Source organism: Arthrobacter sp. RT-1, assembly GCF_003367205.1.
In the GTDB taxonomy this organism is placed as follows: domain Bacteria; phylum Actinomycetota; class Actinomycetes; order Actinomycetales; family Micrococcaceae; genus Arthrobacter.
Genome location: NZ_QRGQ01000012.1, coordinates 158,059 through 179,763 on the forward strand (window position 1 = coordinate 158,059; position 21,705 = coordinate 179,763).

Consider the following 21,705-nt stretch of genomic DNA (forward strand, 5'->3'; position numbering starts at 1 on the left):
CTAGGGGTTGCGCAGGCGGAAAAGGACCAGCCCGGCGGCACCAGCCACGCCAACCAGCCCTGAGCCCAGCCAGACCATGGCGCTGCGCGGTTCCGGCTGTGCAGCAAGCCGGGCATTGCTGCGCGGCGTGCTGCCCGGCGTGCCCGTGGAGTACGGCGTCCAACCGGTGGCCTGCGGCGCGGCGTAGGGCGAGGAATACAAGGGTGAAGCAGCGGCCTGGCGGTCCGTAGCAGCCGTCCCGGCAAAGGGTGCTTGTCCTGCCGTGGCGTCGATTCCGGTTTGCTCCTCCGCCGCCGCCGCAAGTTTGCCCGGCTCTGATGCAGGGGATGCAGGGGATGCCGGGTTTGCTGCCGGTGCGCCTGCGGGGGCCGCGGAGGTTTCCGGGCTGTCCGAAACCCCTGCGTCCGGAGCCGGCGCTGAAGCAGGGGCCGGAGTGGCGGCGGAGGCGGCCGGCGCAGTTCGCGACGGCGCCGGAGCCGATGTTGCAGAGGGCGTGGTGGGAGTCTTGCCGGCACCCGGCGCGCTGGCCGTGGGCGCGCCAGACGGCTCCGTGCTGGGCGTGGGTGCGGCGGTTGCTGAGGGACTCAGGGTGGCCGTTACCGCCGGGAGAAGCGCCGGCGGCACTGCAATCGCGGAGGCACTTGCGGATGGGCTGGGGCTGGGAGCCTTGCCGGGATCGGCTTGCTTTCCCTTTCCGTTTCCGTTGCCGCCGGATTCCTTGCCCTTGGCATCTTTCCCGTCGCGGTTCTGGCCGGGGGCATCCTGCCGGGCGGCCTCGGACTGGCCCTGCAGGGAGGCTTCCAGGGGGAGGATCTTGTTCTGCTGCGTGACGGGTGCGGCCGGGTCACCAGGGTCGGGCGTCACCTCCGCTGCTTGGGACGCAGAAACGCCGGTGGCTAGAACCAGTACCGCTCCGATTGCCGCAGCTGCTGAGCCGCGCCGGATTCCCCCATGGATACCGGTCCGGGACATGGAAAGCTCGGACCTGTTGTCAACCATAGTCACCGACCCTAACCAGATCGGCGGGGGAACTTAAAACCGGCAAAAGGGCAAACCGCCGCCCGGGAGAGGCAGGCTTAGAGCTGATGGCGCGCTGACCAGCGACAACGTTCAGCCCGTCAGACTCCGAACTTGTGTCCGAGTGTCGGACACCACGGCTGCCAGCCCGTTGCCCGCCACCCAACCACCCACCAGGGCCAGGCTTCCGGCCGCTGTGCAGGCTTCCCGGATCGCCGTGACTCGTGCGCGGTGGCCGACGGCGGCAAACGGCAGGGACCCACGCCAGCGGACAACGTCCCAATCAACCAGGCTTTCCCTGGTAATGCCGACGCCCAGCAGCGCCGCCGCATCGCGCAGGGAGGCGGCCAGGAGGCTGTCATCGGTCTCCGGCCCGGCGGATGGTTCCCCTGCCCCGTCCGCCCTGCCATAGGAGAGACGCAGGACATGTCTTCCGGGGCCAGCTGCATCTGCCAGCCACTGCCATTTGCCGGTGGCATGGGTCAGCGCCTTTGCTTCGATCCCGGGGGTCTGCGGTGCCACCAGCACACCCGTGCCGCGGGGGCGGCTGTCCAGGCCGGGGTTGTCCAGCACCAGGGTGACAAGCTTTATGTCCGGTCCTGATGCCGGCTTCTTGCCTGCAATCGCGGGGACCGGCCCTTCCAGCAGGTCGACGGCGGTGGGGCCGTCCACCGCCACCACCAGCACGCCGGCGTCGAACGTTCCGCCGACGGACTGGACGCGCCATCCCTCTGGTGAGCGGGCGACCGAAACGGCCGGCGTGTCGGCCAAGAGCGTGACACCCCGCCCGCGGAGATCCTTAACCAGCGCATCCACCAGGGTATGCATGCCGCCTGCCAGGCCGGCGACGGCGGACCCGGCTTTGGCGGGTTGGCCGGAGGTGGAGGCGCCCGGCACTCCTGCCGCCTTGTGCCCGCCGCGCCGCTGGGCGGCTACGGCCGCGGCGAGGGAGCCGTGCTGCCGGAGCCTGGCGCGGAGCCCGGGAGCCACCATGTCGACGTCGAGCAGTGCAGGATCGGCAGAATGGACACCGCCCACCACCGGGGCTACGAGCCGTTCCAGCACCCGGGCGCCCATCCTGGCCTTGACGAGGGCGGCGACGCTGACTATGTCACGCCCGCTTCCTACCGAAGCGGGCAGGAACCAGTCCAGGGAAGCACGCAGGGAACCCGGGAGGCCAAGGGTCCGGCGGACCTCCGGGTCCCAGGGGTTGGCCGGGATGCCGAGTATCCCGGTCTTGGGAAGTTCACGGGGGCCTTCGGGGAGCTGCACCCATGCCCCGCCGGGCCTTGGAGCCACAATGCTGTCCGCCAGGCCCAGTTCAGCGGCAAGTCCGGAGACGGCATTGGACCGCGTGGCAAAGGACTCGGCACCGCTGTCCAGGGTCAGGCCGGCCACCACATGGCTGCCCACGCAGCCGCCCCACCCGCTGCCGGCCTCCAGGAGGGTGACCCGGTACCCGGCGGCAGCCAGCTCCCGCGCGGAGAGCAGCCCGGAGATGCCGCCGCCCAGCACCAGCGCGGTTCCGGGGTCCAGCGGCGCACTGCCCACCGGTTACTCCGGGGAGATGGAGTGGATGAGTTCAACCACCCGGGTCAGGACTGCCGGGTCCGTCTCGGGCGGCACGCCGTGGCCAAGGTTGAGGACGTGCCCGGGGGCGGCGGAGCCGGCGGCGATGACCTCGCGGACGTGCGCTTCAAGAACGTCCCAGGGCGCCGACAGCAGGGCAGGATCGATGTTTCCCTGCAACGGAACGGTGCCGCCCAGCCGACGGTTCGCTTCATCCAGCGGCAGCCGGTAGTCCACGCCCACCACGTCGACGCCCACGTCGCGCATGGCAACGAGGAGCTCGGAAGTTCCCGTGCCGAAGTGGATGAGCGGCGCGCCGAGGTGCCGCACATGGTCCAGGGCGCGGGACGACGCCGGGGCAACAAACCGGGTGTAATCGGCCAGTCCCAGCGAACCTGCCCAGGAGTCGAACAGCTGCGCGGCGGACGCGCCGGCTTCCAGCTGCGCCTGGAGGAACATGCCGGAGGCGTCGGCGGCCCAGTTGGCCAGGGCGTTCCAGGTTTCCGGGTCGGCGTGCATCATGGTGCGCGGCCCGAGGTGGTCGCGGGAAGGCTTGCCTTCAACCATGTAGGCCGCAAGCGTGAAGGGGGCGCCGGCGAACCCGATCAGCGGCGTCTTGCCCAGTTCGGCCACCGTCAGCCGGACCGCTTCCCGGATGGGTTCCAGGGCTTCCCATGTCAGCTGGGGAAGCGCCGCGACGTCCGCGGCCGTACGGACGGGCTTGTCGAGGACAGGGCCCACGCCCGGGACGATGTCCACGCCCACACCGGCAAGCTTGAGCGGAATGACGATGTCCGAGAAGAAGATCCCCGCATCGACGTCGTGGCGGCGGACCGGCTGCAGCGTGATCTCGGATGCCAGTTCAGGCCGGAGGCAGGAGTCGAGCATGGCGATGCCCTCGCGCACCTTGAGGTATTCGGGCAGTGAACGACCTGCCTGCCGCATGAACCAGACGGGACGGCGGGACGGCTTGCCGCCGCGGTAGGCCGTTATCAGCGGGGAGTCCGCGGTGCGGCCGTCCAGCAGTGGATGGTCAGCGGCAAGTACGCCGGCAGCGGAGACGGCAGGGCTAGGAGTCATGCCATCGATTGTGCCGAAAATCAGCGCCAAAAGATAACGACAGACTGTCTCCCGTTGGGGCCCCGCGGCCGCCGTGGCGGGAATCACAAGCCCCTCCGGCCCTTGACGGGGCAGGTAGTTGTTCTACCGAGGAACGAAAAAGCTATGATTGATCCGTTGTGGTTCTTTTTTCATTGGTGGCTACACACGCCGACATCGATCTTGAGACCGTTGCCCAGTTGAGCAACGGTTCCTCTGGTATTGCCACATCCGCTCTCTCCGGATCACCGGCAGTGAAGGGTGCGGTTGTCCTTGCCACCTGCAACCGCTACGAAATCTACGGCGAAGCGCCGCACCCGGACGACGTCGAGGCCGCCCGCGCGGCCCTTGTAGCCCAGATCAGCGATGTCAGCGGACTCAGCGAATCGCTTGTGTCCCGTTCCTTCAGCACCCGCACCGGCCCTGAAGTAAGCCAGCACCTCTTCGCCGTCAGCGCCGGACTGGACTCCGCCGTCGTCGGTGAACGGGAAATCGCGGGCCAGGTCAGGCGGGCACTGATCACCGCCCAGCACGAAGGCACCGCCAGCTCCGGACTGGTGCGGCTGTTCCAGGCCGCCTCCAAGACCGCCAAGGACGTCGGCGCCCAAACAGCGCTAGGTTCGCGTGGCCTGTCCATCGTGTCGGTGGCATTGGACCTGGCAACAGACCTTTCCGAGAACCAGGACTGGACCACCAAAAAAGTGGTGGTGTTCGGGACCGGTGCCTACGCCGGCGCAACCATGGCGCTGCTGCGTGAACGGGGCTGCACGGACATCTCGGTCTTTTCGTCCTCCGGCCGTGCCGAGGGATTCGTCGCCACCCGTGGCGGTACCGCCCTCGACGCCGAAACACTGTATCCCGCGGTTGCTGCCGCGGACGTCATGATCGGGTGCAGCGGTTCCGATACCCGGGTGGAGGCCGATGAACTGGCCCAGGTGCGCGCCAATTCCCCGCAGCCGCTGATCGCCATTGACCTGGCACTGACACATGATTTCGATCCCGCCGTGGGTGAGCTCGACGGCGTCGAACTCCTCACCCTGGAATCGGTGCGCCTCGCCGCGCCACAGGAGCAGGCCGAATCGCTGACGCAGGCAAGTGGCATCGTCAACGGCGCCGCGAAGGCCTTTGAGCAGGAACGTGAGGCCCGCTCCGTGGATTCGGCGATTGTTGCCCTCCGTCGGCACACTATGAACGTCCTGGACGCAGAAATGGAAAAAGTCCGGGCACGGCACGGCTGCACCGCCGCTGCCGAGGAAGTGGAATTCGCGCTTCGCCGCATGGTCAAGCAGCTGCTCCACGTGCCCACGGTCCGCGCCCGCGAGCTGGCGGCCAACGGCCAGCAGGACGAATACGTGGCGGCCCTGGAAGCCCTCTACGGCATCACCGTGGAGCAGCCCGCTAGCCCCACAGCCCAGGCGGAATGCCCGGTGGACCACCGGGGCCTCGAAAGCGCCTGACCCTCACCGACGCTCTCTCACTTAACGTTGCTTAAACGACGACGCTCTCTCACTTCCTTTTAGAAAGTGAGAGAGCGTCGCAAATTTAAGGGCAATAAGTGAGAGAGCGTCGCTGAGGCGGTTTGTCAGTAGACGGGCTTCTGGGGTTCCACGTCACGCACCCAGGCGAGAATGCCGCCGTCGAGATGGCTGATCCGCTCGTACCCCGCCTTCCGGGCCGCCGCCAGGACATTCGCCGAGCGCGCTCCGGACTTGCAGTGGAAGACAATGTCCTTGTCCTGTGGGATCTCCGCCCAGGCGTCGCCGGCCATGATCCTGCCCTGCGGGATGAGGACCGCCCCGTCGATCCGCACGATGTCGTACTCGCCCGGCTCCCGGACGTCCACGAGCTCAAAGTCCTTGAGCCCCGCTTTCCGCGATGCGAGCATGGTGGCCAGCTGCGTGGCAGTGACGGTGTGTTCCGTGCCCGACTGGGCTGCCGGCGTGATGCCGCAGAACGCCTCGTAATCCGTCAGTTCAGTGATGGGCTCCGCTGCGGGGTCCTTGGACACCCGGATTTCCCGCCAGCTGCCGCCCAGGGCGTCGAAGAGCGCCACACGGCCCAGCAGGGAACGTCCGACGCCGGTGATCAGCTTGACTGCCTCCGTCACCATCAGCGATCCCACGGCTGCGCACAGCATGCCAAAGACGCCGCCCTCGCCGCAGGAGGGCACAGAGCCCGCTGGCGGGGCCTCAGGGTAGAGGTCGCGGTAAGTGGGCCCGTGCTTCTCCCAGAAGACGCTGACCTGGCCGTCGAACCGGAAGATTGAACCCCACACGTAGGGTTTGCCGAGGATGGCGGCTGCGTCGTTCACCAGGTAGCGCGTGGCAAAGTTGTCCGCCCCGTCAAGGATCAGGTCGTACCCGGCGAACAGCTCCAGGGCGTTGGCGGCGTCCAGGCGCACGTCGTGGAGCCGGACATCCACCAACGGGTTCAGCGCGGCAATCGCATCCCGGGCCGACTCGATCTTCGGCCTGCCGACGTCGGCCACGCCGTGGATGACCTGGCGCTGCAGGTTGCTGAGGTCCACCGTGTCGTCATCGATGATCCCGATTGTTCCGACGCCCGCTGCGGCGAGGTACAGCAGGGCCGGCGATCCGAGCCCGCCGGCGCCGATTACCAGGACCCTGGCGTTCTTGAGCCGCCGCTGCCCCAGGGTACCGATCTCGGGAATAATGAGGTGCCGCGAGTAGCGTTCCACCTCGGCAGGGGTGAGCTCACCTGCCGGTTCCACCAACGGATCCAGCGAAACAGTTGAAATATTTGCGGTGAAAGTCGAAGCCATACTTCAATGTAGGCCCCGGGATACCGCCCGGTCATATTACCCCGCAGTAAAGTGGAGGTAACTGCAATGGAAAGAAGGACAACCGTGGTCCCTGAAGCACGGGCTGAACGCCCGCCCGCCGCCGAACCGCAAACCTCCCCGCGTCCAGCAGGCCAGCGCTCCGCCCGGCTTCCCCGCGATGAGCGGCGCGCCCAGCTCCTTTCCGCCGCGCAGGAAGTCTTCGTAGCCAATGGCTACCACGGCGCCGCGATGGACGAGATCGCCGAAACGGCCCATGTCAGCAAACCGGTCCTGTACCAGCACTTTCCCTCCAAACGCGAGCTTTACCTTGCACTGCTGGAAAGCCACCTTGCGTCCCTGACCGAGCTGATGCTGGGCGCATTGGACTCCACCACGGACAACAAGGAGCGCGTGAAGGCCGTCATGCGCGCCTACTTCCGCTTTATTGCCAACGATGACCAGGCCCACCGGCTCGTGTTCGAGTCGGACCTCATCAACGATCCGGATGTCAGCTCACGCCTGGAGACCTTCAACCGGACCTTCGCGGACGCCATTGCCCGCGTCATTGCCGGCGACACCAAACTCCCCCACCTCGAGGCGGAGCTTTTGGGGCGCGGACTCGCCGGGATGGCGCAGGTCAGTGCCCGCTACTGGCTCGAAACCGACGGTAACCTTGACCTCGACGTGGCCAGTGACCTCATCTACCGTTTAGCTTGGCGCGGAATCTCTCGCTTCCCCAAAGAGTCCTAGACTACAAATAAGACATCACCAATGAACTTTGACTGGCTGGGAGGCCCCCTGTGGAAATTAAGATCGGCGTTCAGAATGTTGGCCGCGAGATTGTGCTCGAATCGGCGCAGGACGCAGACACGGTGGCCAAGGTTGTGGGCGAAGCCATCAACGCCGGCAGCGAGCTGCGCCTGACGGATGACAAGGGACGCCTGATCATTGTTCCCGGAAATGCCCTGGCTTATGTGGAGATCGGCGCCGAAGAGGTCCGCCGCGTAGGGTTCGGCCAGTTCTAGCCCAGGCCCGCGCTGCCGCGAATCCCGAGGAGATCCGTTGCTTTCCCTGACCATCGTTGTGCTCGCCACCGTCGCCGCCGGCTTTATTGTCTGGGCGAATGACAGGCGGCATGCCAAGTACGGCGCCGGCCTGCCCGCCGGCGTCGCCGTGGGTGTAGGGGCCCTCACCTGGATCATCCTCATGGCCGCCGGCTTCGGCTACCGGCCGGGGCTGACCTGGCTTCCGTGGGTCCTGCCCATCGTGCTGGGCGCTGCGGCCGCCGTCGCGGCTGTTCTTTACCTGGGCCGCAGCCGCGCCCGGCAGGACACCCACCGGCTTACCGCGATCCTTCGGCGCTGAGCGCCGGTTTCTGTTGCACCTCACGCATGTGGCCGCCGTCCCGTTGGGACGGCGGCCACATGCTTAACGGCACAGCTGCTTGATGACGCGGCTGCCTAATGGTCCGGCACGTATTTCGAAGGCTCGGCCACAGCCCCGGCCGCTGCCGCGGCGTCGCTTGCCCCGGCGGCCGCGGTGAGGTCCCGCCCGGTCACCTGCCCTCTGGCGTCGTGCGAGGTGTACCGGATGAAGACGCGGTTGTAGCGCCAGTCGAGGTCCGGATGGTGGTTTTGTTCCTCGGCAAGGCGTCCGACGGCGGCAATCACCTCGAGTGCGGCAGCCGCCGTCGGCGTCTTGAAGACGGTGACCAGGCCGCCGTCGCTGAAGCGCCAGTCCGGCAGTCCGGTGAGTGCTTCGTCGATGCGTTCCCGGGGAAGGGCGTCTTTGGCGGCCACTGCTGCTCCTTGCCTCAGGGCGCCGGCCGGTCTGATGGAGCAGGCCCTACAGGAACTCGGCCCGGCCCTCCATCGCCGACGACGCCAGCGCGTGCTCGCGGCGCGGTATCCGACCGGCCGCTTTCGCCAGCCTACCGGCGATGACAGCGTGTTTGAAGGCCTCCCCCATCAGCGCCGGGTTCTGCGCCCGGGTCACCGCGGTGGCCAGCAGCACGGCGTCACAGCCAAGCTCCATGGCAAGGGCGGCATCCGACGCCGTTCCGATGCCTGCATCGAGCACCACCGGGACGGAGGCGCGGGACACGATGAGCTCGATGTTGTGCGGATTTAGGATCCCCAGGCCCGTGCCGATGGGTGATCCCAGGGGCATGACCGCGGTGGCTCCCAGGTTTTCCAGGCGAAGCGCCAGGACCGGATCATCGTTGGTGTACGCAAACACCTTGAACCCGCGGTTGACCAGCTGTTCGGTGGCGTCCACCAGTTCCACGGCGTCCGGGAGGAGGGTGTGCTCATCGGCGATGACCTCAAGCTTCACCCAGTCGGTTTCCAGTGCCTCGCGGGCCAGTTCGGCGGTGAGGACCGCATCACGGGCCGTGAAACAGCCGGCGGTGTTGGGGAGGACCCGGATGCCGTGGTCCACGAGCAGCTGGAAAAGCGAGCCCGTTTCCGCCGTCGAATAGCGGCGCAACGCCACGGTGGTCAGCGCTGTCCCGGATGCCAGGAGCGCAGCTCCGAGGCCGTCCAGGCTTGGGGCGCCGCCGGTGCCCATGATCAGCCGAGATGCCAGGGGTACGCCGTCGATGACCAGCGTGTCGTCCATGCCGGAGGCGCCGGCCGGCGTGATGGTGGTGGTGGTTTCGGTCATGGTCTCAGCCTCCCTGCACTGCCGTGACGAGCTCGACGTCGTCACCGTCGGCGAGCGCTGTTGCGAACCATTGGCTCCGGGGTACTACCTGCGCGTTGTGCGCCACCGCCACGCCGAGTTTGCCGCCGTCGCGGGCCTGGCCGTCAGCGGCGAGGGGGCGGCCGGTGACCTGGCTGACGAGCATGGTGATGGAGGCCCCGTCAGCCACCGTATGTTGTTGTCCGTTCAGGGTGATGTTCATGCTGTCTCCTTGATGTTGAAGATGGTGGCGGCCGGTTCGCGGCCGGAAAACCGGCCCGGGTTGAAAGGTTGCCAGCGGACGTCCGCCGTGCCGTCCAGAAGGTCCCGGCAGATGGCCGCCGCTGCGGGGGCCAGGAGGACGCCGTGCCGGAAGAATCCGGTGGCAATGATCAGTCCCGCAACGTGTGCGGATTCCCCGGTTGCCGGATCGCCGGCCAGCGGCACCCGGCCCAGCAGCGGGGCGTTGTCCGGGGTGCCGGGCCGCGCCCGTGCCGTGCATTCCAGCAGCTCGAGTTCGGCGACGGCGGGCACCAGGACCTGGGCGTCGCGGAGGAGCTGGTAGACCCCGCCTGCCGATACGGCGCCCGCTGTAGCGCGGGCACCGGCCGCCGGTGCGTTATGTGTCGCGGCAAGGGCGTCCTCACGCTGGGTGGCTCCGATCACTACCGTCCCGTCCTGCCGCGGGACGATATACACGGGGACGCCGTGGACCAGCCCGCGGACGGTTGAGGTTACGAGCGGCTGGAGCTGCCGGGGCACTGCCAGGCGCAGGATATCCCCATACACCGGCCGCAGCGCGAGCTGCAGGCCGTCGGGCAGGCCCGCCAGGGCTGCGGCATCCAGGCCGTTGGCAACGATCGTTTCGCGGGCCAGGACCGTGCCGCCGCCTGCGAGCAGGGCCCCGGCCACTGCCCCGTCCGCCCAGACCAGCCCGGCGGCCCGGTCCGGCACGGCGTAGCCGTCGATGGCCCCCGCCACGTCTGTTCCATTACTTTCGACGGCGGAGCCATGCGCGGCGAGCGCGCGCCGCAGGCAGGACACCAGGCGCCGGGGATCCACCTGGTGGTCCGCGGGAGTGTCCAGTGCGCAGGCGATGGCAGGGCTGAGCAGCGGTTCCCGGCGTCGGGCCTCCCTGACAGTCAACGGCTCCACGGACAGGCCGCTGGCCTGCTGCACCCCGCGCAAATCCATCAGGGCGCGGCGGTCGGCAGCATCGGCACCCACGGCGAGCGTCGGCGTCGTGAGGTACCCGGGACTTTCGCCGGAAGCGGCGGCCAGTTCCGCGGCAAAGCCCGGCCACCGGGCGGAGGAGGCAAGCATGAGCTCCAGGAGGTCCTCCTCCTGATAGTGCAGCTCGCTCACCGGGGCCAGCATTCCGGCGGCCGCCCAGCTGGCCCCGGCTCCGGGCGCGTCATCGATCAGCACGACAGACCGGCCGGAACGCCTCGCCTCCCAGGCGATGGCATGCCCAACCACTCCGCCGCCGATAACGGCCACGTCGGCACGGATGGTGCCGGAGGGAGCCCCGGGCGGGACAACGTTTGGGGTGCTCATGTGTCTCCTTCCCTACGCCGGCATTAACCGGATCAGGTCAAGCGGTCGGCTCTGACGCCCTCTCAGCCCGGCGCTTTATGACAGCTGCCGCGGGCTCCCGCAGTACGAGGCCAGTGTAGAGGAACTAGGCTTGCAGCCATGAATGTGTCCCAGTCCCCTGCCCCCGCTGCCGCAGTCCCCGCCGCCGATGCCTTTACCCATGCCGAAGGTACTGCCGGCCTGAACAGCGCCCGCCTTTACCTCTGCACGGATGCCCGCCGGGACCGCGGGGACTTCGGGCAGTTCGTGGATGCTGCCTTTGCCGGCGGCGTGGACATCATCCAGTTGCGGGACAAGGCCATCGAGGCGGCCGAGGAGCTGGAGCTGCTGGCGGTTTTGAAGGAAGCGGCGCAGCGCCATGGCCGGCTGTGGGCTGTGAATGACCGGGCGGACATCGCCGTGTTGTCCGGTGCGCCGGTGTTCCACATCGGTCAGAAGGACCTTCCGTTGGATGCAGCCCGCACCCTGCTCAACGGCAACGCCGCCATCGGGCTCTCCAGCCATGCCCCGGGGCAGGTGGACGCCGCCCTCGCTGCCGCAGCCGGACCGTCCGCGCTTGACTACTTCTGCGTCGGACCGGTCTGGGCCACGCCCACCAAACCCGGCAGGGCCGCCGTCGGGCTGGACCTGGTGAAGTACGCCGCCGAAGCCTCAGCCGAGGCCGGGAGCGGGGTGCCCTGGTTTGCCATCGGCGGCATCGACCACTCCAATGTGGACCAGGTTGTGGAAGCAGGAGCGAGCCGGATCGTTGTGGTGCGTGCCATCACGGAAGCCGATGACCCTGCCGCCGCTGCCGCCGCCCTTCTCGCTGCCTTGGACGGGGCCACACCCTAAAGCCGCCGCAACACGGCGCAGCCCCGTGCGGCGTCAGTGCCATGCAAAATCGGGGTTCTTCGGGCTAGGCTGATTTTCGTGTCACATCATCGGCTGGCTCCCAACGTCCACGAACACAACAATGCCCTCGAGGAAGCCCTGGGTGCCCTGCGGACCGAACTGGAACTGCCCGGCCCATACCCCCTACACGCAGTCAGGGATGCCGAAGCGGCCGTCGCGGCCTTGCAGCTGCCGGCCTATGACCTCACCGGGGTCGGGTTCATCACCATCGATCCGGCATCGTCCACGGATTTGGACCAGGCCCTGTTCATCGAGGCCGACGGCGATGGGTACCACGTGCTGTACGCCATCGCCGATGTTCCCTCCTTCGTGACGCCCGGCGGGCCCCTGGACGCCGAAACACGGCGCCGCGGCCAGACCTTTTATGCCCCTGACGGCCGGATTCCGCTGCATCCGGAGGTCATCAGCGAGGGAGCCGGGAGCCTGCTGCCGGGGCAGGACTGTTCCGCCTTCGTCTGGGATTTCCGGCTGGACAGCGCCGCCGAAGTCACCTCCGTCGCCGTGAAGCGGGCCCGCATGCGCAGCCGGGCAAAGCTCAGCTACAAGGGGGCGCAGGCTGAACTGGATTCGGGCAGCGCATCCCCTGTCCTCCAGCTGCTCAAAGAGGTCGGCCTCAAGCGCGTAGAGCTGGAACGCGCCCGCGAAGGTGCCAGCCTGAACATGCCGGAACAGGAGATCGTCCAGCTTCCCGACGGCGGCTACCGCATCGCCGCCGCCCCGCAGCTTCCCGTGGAGGACTGGAACGCGCAGATTTCGCTGATGACGGGCATGGCCGCCGCGCAGCTCATGCTGGCGGGCAGGGTGGGTATCCTGCGCACCATGCCCGCGCCTGACGAGCGCTCCCTCAATCACTTCCGCCTGCAGACCGAAGTGCTGGGCAAACCATGGGACGGGGAGGTCAGCTACGGCGAATACCTGCGCACCCTGGATCCCACCGATCCCCGGCAGCTGGCCATCATGCATTCGGCGGGAATGCTGTTCAGGGGCGCCTCCTACACCGCCTTTGACGGTGTGGTCCCGGAAGACGCGGTGCAGTCCGCCATCGGTGCCGCCTACGCCCACACCACCGCCCCGCTGCGCCGGCTGGTGGACCGCTTCGTGCTGGTGATCTGCGAGGCCCTGAGCAACGGCGGCAACGTTCCGGCGTGGGCGAGGGAGGCGCTGCCGTCACTGCCGGAAATCATGGCAGGCTCCGACCAGCTGGCGTCCCGGATGGAGCGCATGGCCCTGGACACCGTGGAGGCGGCGCTGCTGGTCAACCACATCGGCCAGGAATTCGACGCAATCGTCATCTCCGGGTCCAAGCCGCAAAACGGCAACGGAAAAAACGGGAACGGCAGGAACGGGAACGGCAGGAACGGGAACGGCAACGGCGGTTCCGGAATCATCCAGGTGTCCGAGCCCGCGGTGACCGCCCGCTGCGCCGGCGAACTGGAGTCCGGCACCAAGGTCCGTGTGCGCCTGGTTTCCTCCGATATTGCCACCCGCGAGGTCCACTTCGAACTGGTGCAGTAGTCCTCTGCGGACACCACGCTTCAGGGCGCGGCAGGGCCGAAACCGGGATTTAGGCCGTGTACGGCTAGACTGGAGAAGTAGATATGGATGCCCGGTCGTTGATTTCCTTGATTTGAAACCAACAAGCCCGCCCCTACGCGATCTTGAGATTTGCCCGCTGGTCACCAGTGCCAGCATTTAGATAGCCCGCGATCGGCTTCCACTGGAATTGCTTGCGCGCCCGAGCGTGCTCCGGATCAGCCTCCCCGGCCGGCCCGTTGAGCAGGCAGCGCCATTGCCCAAATGAATAAGGAAACTCCCTGTGAGTGAATTGCATACCCATCAGATTCTGACGGACGACACCGGCACTGAGACCATCGAGCCCGAAGAAACCATCATCTCCGATGAGAAGCCGCACGAAATCGCGGAAAAGTCCTTCGCCGACTACAACGTCCGCGAAGACATCGTGGAATCGCTGGCCGACGCCGGCATTACCCACCCCTTCCCCATCCAGGCCATGACCCTGCCCGTGGCGCTGTCCGGCCACGACATCATCGGACAGGCCAAGACCGGTACCGGCAAGACCCTTGGCTTCGGCATCCCGGCGCTGCAGCGCGTCGTCGGGCAGGACGACCCCGGCTACGCGAAGCTGGCCGTTCCGGGCGCTCCGCAGGCCCTGGTCATCGTCCCCACGCGCGAACTCGCGGTGCAGGTGGCCAATGACCTGCAGACCGCGTCCCGCAAGCGCAATGCGCGCATCACAACCATCTACGGCGGCCGTGCTTACGAGCCGCAGGTGGAAGCCCTGAAGCAGGGTGTGGAGGTTGTAGTGGGCACGCCCGGCCGCCTGATCGACCTCTACAAGCAGAAGCACCTGAGCCTCAAGAACGTCAAGATCGTTGTGCTCGACGAAGCCGACGAGATGCTGGACCTGGGCTTCCTGCCGGACGTGGAAACCCTTATTGCCGGCACCCCTGCCGTCCGGCAGACCCTGCTGTTCTCCGCCACCATGCCCGGCCCGGTCATCGCCATGGCACGCCGGTACATGACGCAGCCAACGCACATCCGTGCGGCGGACCCCGAGGACGAGGGCCTGACCAAGCGGGACATCCGCCAGCTCATCTACCGTGCACACAGCATGGACAAGACCGAAGTGGTGGCCCGCATCCTCCAGGCCAGGGGCCGGGGACGCACCATCATCTTCACCAAGACCAAGCGCACCGCCGCGAAGGTGGCGGAGGAGCTGGTGGACCGCGGGTTCGCCGCTGCCGCCATCCACGGCGACCTTGGCCAGGGGGCCCGTGAGCAGGCCCTGCGCGCCTTCCGCAACAACAAGGTGGACGTGCTCGTGGCGACGGACGTTGCTGCCCGCGGCATCGACGTCGAGGACGTCACCCACGTCATCAACTACCAGTGCGTGGAAGACGAGAAGATCTACCTGCACCGGGTGGGCCGCACCGGCCGCGCCGGCAACAAGGGCACCGCCGTGACGTTCGTGGACTGGGACGACATGCCGCGCTGGGGCCTGATCAACAAGGCCCTGGGGCTGAGCGTGCCCGAGCCCGTCGAAACGTACTCCTCCTCGCCGCACCTCTACACGGACCTGGATATCCCCGAGGGCACCAAGGGCCGGCTGCCGCGTGACAAGCGCACCCTGGCCGGCGTCGACGCCGAGGTCCTTGAGGACCTGGGCGAAACCGGCAAGAAGAACAGCCGCAGCCCCCGCAGCGGGGACGGCCGGGACCGTGACAGCCGTGGGCGCTCAGGCAAGACCGGTGGCCGCGAAGGTGGCCGCGGCGGCGATTCCGCCGCCCGCTCTGGTGAGCGCCGCCGTCGTTCTTCCGAGCCTGCCGCAGCCTCCGCACCTGCCGCCGAGTCCCCAACCGGGACCGACGGCGAGCAGCCCTCGCGCGCCCGCCGCACCCGCACCCGTACCCGCCGCCGCAACGGTGAAGTGGTTGCCGGCACGGACAAGGGCGCACAGCCTGGCAGCAGCGAGGGCTAACTGCCTTCATGACTGACACTGTTTGGGCGCCGGACGGCGGCAGCCTGGTGGTGCACGCGGACAACGCGGAGTACCTCCCCACCCTGCCGGCCGGCGCCTTCACACTGATTTACGTCGATCCGCCCTTCAACACGGGCAGGCCGCAGCTGCGCCAGGAAACCAGGATGGTGGCCAACGCCGAGGGCAGCGGGGACCGGGTGGGCTTCAAGGGCCGCTCCTACGACACCATCAAGGGTGCCCTGCACCGCTACGACGACGCGTTCAGCGACTACTGGTCCTTCCTGGAGCCGCGGCTCGTGGAGGCCTGGCGCCTGCTGGCAGAGGACGGCACCCTGTACCTGCACCTGGACTACCGCGAGGTGCACTACGCCAAGGTGATGCTGGATGCCATCTTTGGCCGGGAATGCTTCCTGAACGAGATCATCTGGGCCTATGATTACGGCGCCCGCGCCAAGAACCGCTGGCCCACGAAGCACGACAACATCCTGGTGTACGTCAAGAACCCCGCGAAGTACCACTTCGACAGCGCGGAGGTGGACCGGGAACCCTACATGGCCCCCGGCCTGGTGACCCCGGCCAAGCGTGAGCTGGGCAAGCTGCCCACGGACGTCTGGTGGCACACCATCGTCTCCCCCACCGGCAAGGAAAAAACCGGTTACCCCACCCAGAAGCCGGAGGGGCTGGTACGCCGGGTCGTGGCGGCGTCAAGCCGGCCCGGCGACTGGTGCCTGGACTTCTTCGCCGGTTCCGGAACCCTGGGCGCGGTGGCCGCGAAGCTGGGGCGCAGGTTCGTCTGCGTGGACCAGAACCAGCCGGCCGTGGACATCATGGCCAAGCGGCTGGGTGCCCACGCTACCTTCGTGACCCACCAGCCCAACTAGGTAGCGCCAATTGTCGTTGTGGAGCTCCATAACGACAGTTGGCGCTACTCAGTTGGGAAAGCCGGGCAGGATCAGGGGCGGACGACGGCGGTCCCCGTGCCGAGCTCCTCGATCCGGGCCAGGACCTCCGGTGCCGTCAGGTTCTCCCCCAGCAGGTTGGGCTTGCCCGTGCCGTGGTAGTCGGAGGAGCCCGTGATCAGCAGGTCATGCTTCGCCGCCAACCGCCGTAGGAACGCGCGGCCTTCCTCCGGGTTGTCACGGTGGTCGATTTCCAGCCCTGCCAACCCGGCGTCAATCATCTCCTGGTAGACGCGCTCCCCCACGATCCTGCCCCGGGCGGATGCCACCGGATGGGCGAAGACCGGGACTCCGCCGGCTGCGCGGACCAGTTCGACGGCGGTGGCGGGGTCCGGCGCGTAATGCTGGATAAAGTAGCGCGACCGCGAGGTGAGAATGGACGCAAACGCCTCGGAGCGGTCCTCCACCACGCCGGCCGCCACCAGGGCGTCGGCGATGTGCGGGCGGCCGAGCGTAGCACCCGGAGCCACATGGTGGATGACGTCGTCCCACGTGAGCGGGTAGTCCTCGGCAAGAAGCGTGACCATCCGCTCGGCGCGGGTCAGCCGCGCATCCTTCGCCTTGGTGATCTCCTCCAGCAGCCCCGCATGCGCGGGATCGTGCAGGTAGCTCAGGAGATGGACACTGATTCCTTCGCCGGTCCGGCAGGAAACTTCCATGCCGGGCACCAGCGCCACCCCGTGCTCCGCAGCGGCGGCAGACGCTTCCGCCCAGCCATCCGTGGAGTCATGGTCGGTCAGGGCCATCACATCCAGGCCGGCGCGGGCAGCGGAGGCCATGACGTCGGCGGGTTTCTCCGTGCCGTCGGAGACATTCGAGTGGGCATGCAGGTCGATCCTCACCAGTCCAGCCTAGTAGACGGGCTGCCGGCCCGCCGGAAGCCCCGTTCGCATCGCCGGGAAGCTGGTGAGACGATGGTGCCGTGAACCATGCCGATAACACCCCGAACTCTGCTTCCCAGCCGCTGGAAGAGCGGGTCAACAACCGCTCGCAGCGGCCCAGTTCCGACGCTTTCAAGGCCTTCATGGCCAGCAACTGGGCGCCGTCAAACGAGGAGCTTCCCGGCCGCGACGCCGTGGCCGGCTACGCCGCAAACCGACGGAAGGCCATCTCCTCCCAGTTCAAAGGCGAGCGCCTGGTCATCCCCGCCGGCCCGCTGAAGGTCCGGTCCAACGACTGCGATTACCGGTTCCGCCCCCACTCCGGCTTCGCCCACCTGACCGGCCTCGGCCTGGACCACGAGCCGGACGCCGTGCTGATCCTGGAGCCTGTTGAGGAAGGAAAGGGCGACGACGGCGGGCAGCACCGTGCCACGCTCTACTTCCGGCCGCTGGCGGGCAGGGATACCGAGCAGTTCTACGCAGACGCGCGCTCCGGGGAGTTCTGGATCGGGCGCCGGCCCACCTTGGCCGAGTTCGAGGCCCGCCTGGGCCTGGCAACAGCCCACATCGACCAGCTGGAAACGGCCATCACCAAGAATGTGGGCGCCCCGGAGATCGGCGGCATCTCCATCCGGCTGGTCCGCAAGGTGGACGAAAACATCGACGCGCTGGTGGACACGGCCCGCTACAACACGGCGAAGGATCCGGACAACCTGGACCTGGGCGTCCTGGATGCCCTCGACGAGAAACTCAGCGAAGCGCTCTCCGAGCTGCGCCTGCTCAAGGATGACTGGGAAATCGAGCAGATGAAGACCGCCGTGGCCGCCACCGTTGAAGGTTTCGAAGAAGTGGTGAAGGTCCTGCCGCGCGCACTGACCCACGCCCGTGGTGAACGGGTGGTTGAGGGCGCGTTCTTCGCCCGTGCCCGCGAGGTGGGCAACGAGCTGGGCTATGACACCATCGCGGCATCCGGCAACAACGCCACGGTCCTGCACTGGACCCGCAACACCGGAAAGATCAGTGCCGGCGAACTCCTGCTGCTCGACGCAGGCGTGGAAGTCGATTCCCTCTACACAGCTGACATCACCCGCACCCTTCCGGCCAGCGGGGTGTTCAGCGACGTCCAGCGCAAAGTCTACGAGGCAGTCCTCGACGCCGCCGACGCCGGATTCGCCGCGGCGCGTCCCGGCACGAAGTTCCGGGACATCCATACAGCCGCGACCACCGTCCTGGCCGAGCGGCTCGCCGAATGGGGCCTCCTTCCGGTCAGCGTGGAGGAGGCCATCAGCCCCGAAGGCCAGCAGCACCGCCGCTGGATGCCGCACGGTACCAGCCACCACCTGGGACTGGACGTCCATGACTGCGCACAGGCGAAGCGGGAGCTTTACCTGGACGGCATCCTCACGGAGGGCATGGTGTTCACCATCGAGCCGGGCCTCTATTTCAAGGAAGAGGACCTGGCCATTCCCGAGGAATACCGCGGAATCGGCGTCCGGATCGAGGACGACATCCTGATGACCGCCGACGGCCCGGTCAACCTCAGTGCGGCCCTGCCGCGCAAGGCGGAAGACGTTGAGGACTGGATGGCAGGCATCTACCGCGAGGCTGACGCGGCCTCGTAGCCCGCTTTAGGCAGGCAGTCCGCCCGGCTTAGGGGATTCGGCAAACGAAAAAGCGGGACCTCCGGAAGTATCCGGTGGTCCCGCTTTTTCGTGTTCCTGTAACGGCTACTGGCGCGGTCCGGCAGGCCCCTGCTGGCCGTCTCCGTCGCGGTCGGCGTCCGCGGCGGGCACGTTGCCGCCGGGCACCTGGGTGGCACCGGGCTGGTCCACGCCCTGCTGGGCCTGCCCCGGAGCCGGTTCCTGGGGCAACCGGACGCCGTATTGGGGACGTCCGTCCGGCAGGTCAGGGTAACGGACCGTGCGCACCGGCTCCTGGCGTGGGCCGCCGTCGTTGTTCTGTCCGTCCTGCTGGGCACCCTGCTGCTGGCTGCCGGGAGCAGGGTAGCCGCTGTCCTGGGCGGAGGATCCCGAGGACTGGCCGTAGGGGTCGTTCCAGCCCGACGGGCGGGCCGGGCCCTGGCCCGGCTGCTGGTAGTTCTGGTTCTGCTGGAACGGCTGGTTCTGGTAGTCGCGCTGCGTGTAGGGACCGTTGCCCGCGGCCGCGTCCGAGCGGTTCATGGGCAGCTGATGCAGCAGCCGCCGGGCCTCATGCGCCGCCTCAGGCGACACCACGACGTCGTAACTGGTGGCGACCACCTGGCTGGTGGAGGTGAAATCCCGCTTGCCCCGCTGCATGGCATAGGTGACGATGCCGAAGAGCATAAAGAACGCCGCGCCCATCAGCACCGACGTGAGGATCGAGAAGTACCCCGGCGAGGGCGCGAAGAACGAGAGCAGCACACCCACGAACAGGCCGAACCACATGCCGCTCAGTGCGCCGGAAAGGGCCACCCTGGGGTAGCTCAGGCGCCCCGTCACCCGCTCAACCATCTTCAGTTCGTTGCCCACGATGGATACCATGTGTACCGGGAACTGCTGGTCCGCGAGGTAATCCACCGCCTTCTGGGCATCCAGGTAAGAGGTATAGGAGCCGACGGTGTCGCCGGTGGGAACGGCCCTGGCTTCGTCCATGCCGTTGGGGCCACCTGCCTTGGGAGCACCAAAAATGTTTGCCATGGTCCCATTCTTGCCCATCCGTATGGATGCTGCCTGTGAATTCAGCTAAAAGAGAGCAGACTCGGTAGCCTGTAGGGGTGAGCACAACACCTACCCGCGTCTTCGTGGCCCGCCTGCTGGGCCTCGACGTCTTCGACCCGCTGGGCGACCGGCTGGGCCGGCTGCGCGATGTTGTTGTGCTGTCCCGCGGAACCCAGGGCGCGCCCCACGTGGTGGGCATCGTGGTGGAAGTACCGGGAAAAAAGCGCGTCTTTGTGCCCATGACACGCATCACCTCCATCGACCAGACCCAGATCATTTGCACGGGGCTGGTCAATTTGCGCCGTTTCGAGCAGCGCGGCGCGGAGACACTGGTGGTGGCCGAGATGTTCGACCGCCGCGTGACGCTGCGGGACGGCAGCGGCGACGCCACCATCGAAGACATCGCCATGGACCAGACACGCTCCCGCGACTGGTTCGTCAGCAAGCTGTTCGTCCGCCGCGGCCATTCCCTCTCTCCGCTCAGCCGGCTGCGCCGCAACGAAACCCTGATCATCGACTGGGCCGACGCCCTGCAGGGCCCGCGCACCGAGCCGCAGGCCGCCACCCAGTTCGTGGCCAACCACGAGGACCTCAAGCCCGCCGACTTTGCCGAGGCCCTCCAGGAAATGAGCGACAAACGCCGTTTCGAGGTAGCCAGCGAACTGCAGGACGAAAGGCTCGCCGACGTCCTCCAGGAGCTTCCGGAGGATGATCAGGTGGAAATTCTCTCCGCCCTGGACGTGCAGCGCGCCGCCGACGTCCTGGAGGAGATGGATCCGGACGACGCCGCCGACCTCCTTGGCGAGCTCCCCTCCGCCCAGGCGGAGGAGCTGCTCCAGCTGATGGAGCCGGAGGGTGCCGAGGACGTCCGGCGCCTCCTGGAATACGACGAGGACACCGCCGGCGGCCTGATGACACCGGTCCCGGTGATCCTGCCTCCGGAAGCAACCGTGGCCGAGGCCCTGGCCCACGTGCGCCGTGAGGAACTGTCACCGGCCCTTGCCTCCTCCATCTTTATTGCCCGGCCCCCGCTGGAAACACCCACAGGGCGTTTCCTGGGCGTGGTGCACATCCAGCAGCTGTTGAGGTTCCCGCCGTTCGAGCCGCTGGGGAACCTGGTGGACAAGAACCTGGAGCCGCTGTCCGACCAGGCACACATCAGCGAGGTAGCCCGCACCCTGGCCACGTACAACCTGAATTCCCTGCCGGTGGTCAATGACACCGGCCGCCTTGTGGGGGCGGTGACTGTTGATGACGTCCTTGATCATCTGTTGCCGGATGACTGGCGCGCCCATGATGGCGAAGCCCCGATAAGAAAGCTCGGTGGCCGCATTGGCTGACAACACCGCTCCGAAGACCCCCAACCAGCGGATCCCGGGCCGGGCGGCCAAGAACAACATGGGCAGCCTGGACACGCCCCTGAGCGGCCGCCAGCGGATCCTGCCCAAGTTCTCCCCGGACCCGGATGCTTTCGGGCATGCCACGGAGGGTTTCGCGCGCTTCATGGGCACGCCGCAGTTCCTGGTGTACATGACGGTGTTCGTTGTGGTCTGGCTGGCGTGGAACACCTTTGCGCCGCTGGAGTGGCAGTTCGACTCCCGCGACCTCGGCTTTACGCTGCTGACCCTGATGCTGTCCCTGCAGGCCTCGTACGCGGCGCCGCTGCTGCTGCTGGCGCAGAACCGGCAGGATGACCGGGACCGCGTTTCGCTGCAGCAGGACCGCCAGCGCGCCGAACGCAACCTCTCGGACACCGAATACCTCACCCGGGAACTCGCTTCACTGCGGATCGCGCTGCGCGAGGTGGCCACCCGCGACTACGTCCGGGCGGAGCTGCGGTCGTTGCTGGAGGACATGCTGGAGGCCCAGGAAGAGCTGAGGACCCATGACCCTACCGGCCCCGGCAGCCACGAGTCCCCGCGGGACAAGGTCAAGGACAAGCTCCGGGAACAGCGTGACCGGCAGCGGAACCCGCGCACGCAGCAGATTCCCCGGGTCAAGCCCGGCCACTCCACCCAAGACAGGTAAG

The 21,705-nt window shown here is 67.5% G+C and carries 21 protein-coding genes and 1 riboswitch; of the genes, 11 read left to right on the forward strand and 10 right to left on the reverse strand.

All coding sequences use genetic code 11. The annotated features are described in order from the left end of the window. The 3 genes from DXK94_RS11825 to hemE all read right to left on the reverse strand — a co-directional run bounded on the left by DXK94_RS11825 (position 1) and on the right by hemE (position 3,666). A complete protein-coding gene (locus tag DXK94_RS11825) occupies positions 1 to 999 on the reverse strand; it encodes a hypothetical protein (RefSeq protein ID WP_115525117.1) in 999 nt (332 codons plus the stop codon). A 111-nt stretch (positions 1,000 to 1,110) separates the two neighbouring features. Then, entirely contained in the window at positions 1,111 to 2,568 is a 1,458-nt protein-coding gene (hemG, locus tag DXK94_RS11830) for a protoporphyrinogen oxidase (RefSeq protein ID WP_115525118.1), read from the reverse strand. A gap of 3 nt (positions 2,569 to 2,571) precedes the next feature. Then, on the reverse strand, positions 2,572 to 3,666 hold the full coding sequence (gene hemE, locus DXK94_RS11835) for a uroporphyrinogen decarboxylase (protein WP_115525291.1): 1,095 nt from the start codon (positions 3,664 to 3,666) through the stop codon (positions 2,572 to 2,574). Positions 3,667 to 3,824: 158 nt separating this feature from the next. Here hemE and DXK94_RS11840 point away from each other — a divergent pair, with 158 nt between their 5' ends. Further along, positions 3,825 to 5,141: a glutamyl-tRNA reductase gene (locus DXK94_RS11840; protein ID WP_079597301.1), complete on the forward strand. Its 1,317-nt coding sequence runs from the start codon at positions 3,825 to 3,827 to the stop codon at positions 5,139 to 5,141. 125 nt (positions 5,142 to 5,266) lie between these two features. On the opposite strand, the gene moeB is transcribed toward DXK94_RS11840, so the two are convergent. After that, on the reverse strand, positions 5,267 to 6,466 hold the full coding sequence (moeB, locus tag DXK94_RS11845) for a molybdopterin-synthase adenylyltransferase MoeB (RefSeq protein ID WP_115525119.1): 1,200 nt from the start codon (positions 6,464 to 6,466) through the stop codon (positions 5,267 to 5,269). Between the two features lie 84 nt (positions 6,467 to 6,550). Between moeB and DXK94_RS11850 the strand changes: the two genes are divergently transcribed. The 3 genes from DXK94_RS11850 to DXK94_RS11860 are packed head-to-tail and all read left to right on the forward strand — an operon-like array spanning position 6,551 to position 7,831. Continuing rightward, positions 6,551 to 7,216, forward strand: coding sequence for a TetR/AcrR family transcriptional regulator (locus DXK94_RS11850; protein ID WP_079597303.1), 666 nt, complete (start codon positions 6,551 to 6,553; stop codon positions 7,214 to 7,216). Positions 7,217 to 7,266: 50 nt separating this feature from the next. Next, the gene (locus tag DXK94_RS11855; RefSeq protein ID WP_079597304.1) at positions 7,267 to 7,491 is read left to right on the forward strand and encodes a DUF3107 domain-containing protein; all 225 of its coding nucleotides are present in this window, start codon (positions 7,267 to 7,269) and stop codon (positions 7,489 to 7,491) included. A 37-nt stretch (positions 7,492 to 7,528) separates the two neighbouring features. Continuing rightward, on the forward strand, positions 7,529 to 7,831 hold the full coding sequence (locus tag DXK94_RS11860) for a hypothetical protein (protein WP_115525120.1): 303 nt from the start codon (positions 7,529 to 7,531) through the stop codon (positions 7,829 to 7,831). A gap of 95 nt (positions 7,832 to 7,926) precedes the next feature. On the opposite strand, the gene DXK94_RS11865 is transcribed toward DXK94_RS11860, so the two are convergent. The 4 genes from DXK94_RS11865 to thiO form a co-directional block, all read right to left on the reverse strand. After that, entirely contained in the window at positions 7,927 to 8,265 is a 339-nt protein-coding gene (locus DXK94_RS11865; RefSeq protein WP_115525121.1) for a 4a-hydroxytetrahydrobiopterin dehydratase, read from the reverse strand. A 46-nt stretch (positions 8,266 to 8,311) separates the two neighbouring features. Further along, positions 8,312 to 9,130, reverse strand: coding sequence for a thiazole synthase (locus tag DXK94_RS11870; RefSeq protein ID WP_309544323.1), 819 nt, complete (start codon positions 9,128 to 9,130; stop codon positions 8,312 to 8,314). 4 nt (positions 9,131 to 9,134) lie between these two features. Continuing rightward, the gene (gene thiS, locus DXK94_RS11875) at positions 9,135 to 9,371 is read right to left on the reverse strand and encodes a sulfur carrier protein ThiS (RefSeq protein WP_079597308.1); all 237 of its coding nucleotides are present in this window, start codon (positions 9,369 to 9,371) and stop codon (positions 9,135 to 9,137) included. Then, complete coding sequence (thiO, locus tag DXK94_RS11880; RefSeq protein WP_115525122.1) at positions 9,368 to 10,705, reverse strand: glycine oxidase ThiO; 1,338 nt, start codon at positions 10,703 to 10,705, stop codon at positions 9,368 to 9,370. The genes thiS and thiO overlap by 4 nt, the downstream gene beginning before the upstream one ends. Beyond that, positions 10,698 to 10,816, reverse strand: a riboswitch (TPP riboswitch). (Overlaps the previous gene by 8 nt.) A gap of 27 nt (positions 10,817 to 10,843) precedes the next feature. Here thiO and thiE point away from each other — a divergent pair. The 4 genes from thiE (at position 10,844) to DXK94_RS11900 (ending at position 16,018) form a co-directional block, all read left to right on the forward strand. Continuing rightward, on the forward strand, positions 10,844 to 11,578 hold the full coding sequence (thiE, locus tag DXK94_RS11885; RefSeq protein WP_115525123.1) for a thiamine phosphate synthase: 735 nt from the start codon (positions 10,844 to 10,846) through the stop codon (positions 11,576 to 11,578). A 78-nt stretch (positions 11,579 to 11,656) separates the two neighbouring features. After that, a complete protein-coding gene (locus DXK94_RS11890; protein WP_115525124.1) occupies positions 11,657 to 13,153 on the forward strand; it encodes an RNB domain-containing ribonuclease in 1,497 nt (498 codons plus the stop codon). Between the two features lie 301 nt (positions 13,154 to 13,454). Continuing rightward, positions 13,455 to 15,137, forward strand: coding sequence for a DEAD/DEAH box helicase (locus DXK94_RS11895; protein WP_115525125.1), 1,683 nt, complete (start codon positions 13,455 to 13,457; stop codon positions 15,135 to 15,137). Positions 15,138 to 15,145: 8 nt separating this feature from the next. Next, positions 15,146 to 16,018 carry a site-specific DNA-methyltransferase gene (locus DXK94_RS11900; RefSeq protein ID WP_079597313.1) on the forward strand — a complete coding sequence of 291 codons (873 nt, stop codon included), beginning with the start codon at positions 15,146 to 15,148 and terminating at the stop codon, positions 16,016 to 16,018. A gap of 71 nt (positions 16,019 to 16,089) precedes the next feature. Here DXK94_RS11900 and DXK94_RS11905 read toward each other — a convergent pair whose 3' ends face one another. Continuing rightward, a complete protein-coding gene (locus DXK94_RS11905) occupies positions 16,090 to 16,938 on the reverse strand; it encodes a PHP domain-containing protein (RefSeq protein ID WP_115525126.1) in 849 nt (282 codons plus the stop codon). Between the two features lie 80 nt (positions 16,939 to 17,018). On the opposite strand from DXK94_RS11905, the gene DXK94_RS11910 reads away from it, so the two are divergent. Continuing rightward, positions 17,019 to 18,599, forward strand: coding sequence for an aminopeptidase P family protein (locus DXK94_RS11910; RefSeq protein ID WP_115525127.1), 1,581 nt, complete (start codon positions 17,019 to 17,021; stop codon positions 18,597 to 18,599). Positions 18,600 to 18,704: 105 nt separating this feature from the next. Here the strand turns inward: DXK94_RS11910 and DXK94_RS11915 are convergent, their stop codons facing one another. Continuing rightward, positions 18,705 to 19,655 (reverse strand): general stress protein, encoded by a 951-nt coding sequence (locus tag DXK94_RS11915; RefSeq protein ID WP_115525128.1) that lies wholly within the window; start codon positions 19,653 to 19,655, stop codon positions 18,705 to 18,707. Positions 19,656 to 19,732: 77 nt separating this feature from the next. Between DXK94_RS11915 and DXK94_RS11920 the strand changes: the two genes are divergently transcribed. Together DXK94_RS11920 and DXK94_RS11925 are read left to right on the forward strand one after the other, a co-directional pair. Then, positions 19,733 to 21,016, forward strand: coding sequence for a magnesium transporter MgtE N-terminal domain-containing protein (locus DXK94_RS11920; protein ID WP_079597317.1), 1,284 nt, complete (start codon positions 19,733 to 19,735; stop codon positions 21,014 to 21,016). After that, positions 21,000 to 21,704 (forward strand): DUF1003 domain-containing protein, encoded by a 705-nt coding sequence (locus tag DXK94_RS11925; protein WP_115525129.1) that lies wholly within the window; start codon positions 21,000 to 21,002, stop codon positions 21,702 to 21,704. Before DXK94_RS11920 ends, DXK94_RS11925 begins: the two co-directional genes overlap by 17 nt. Position 21,705: the final 1 nt, after the last annotated feature.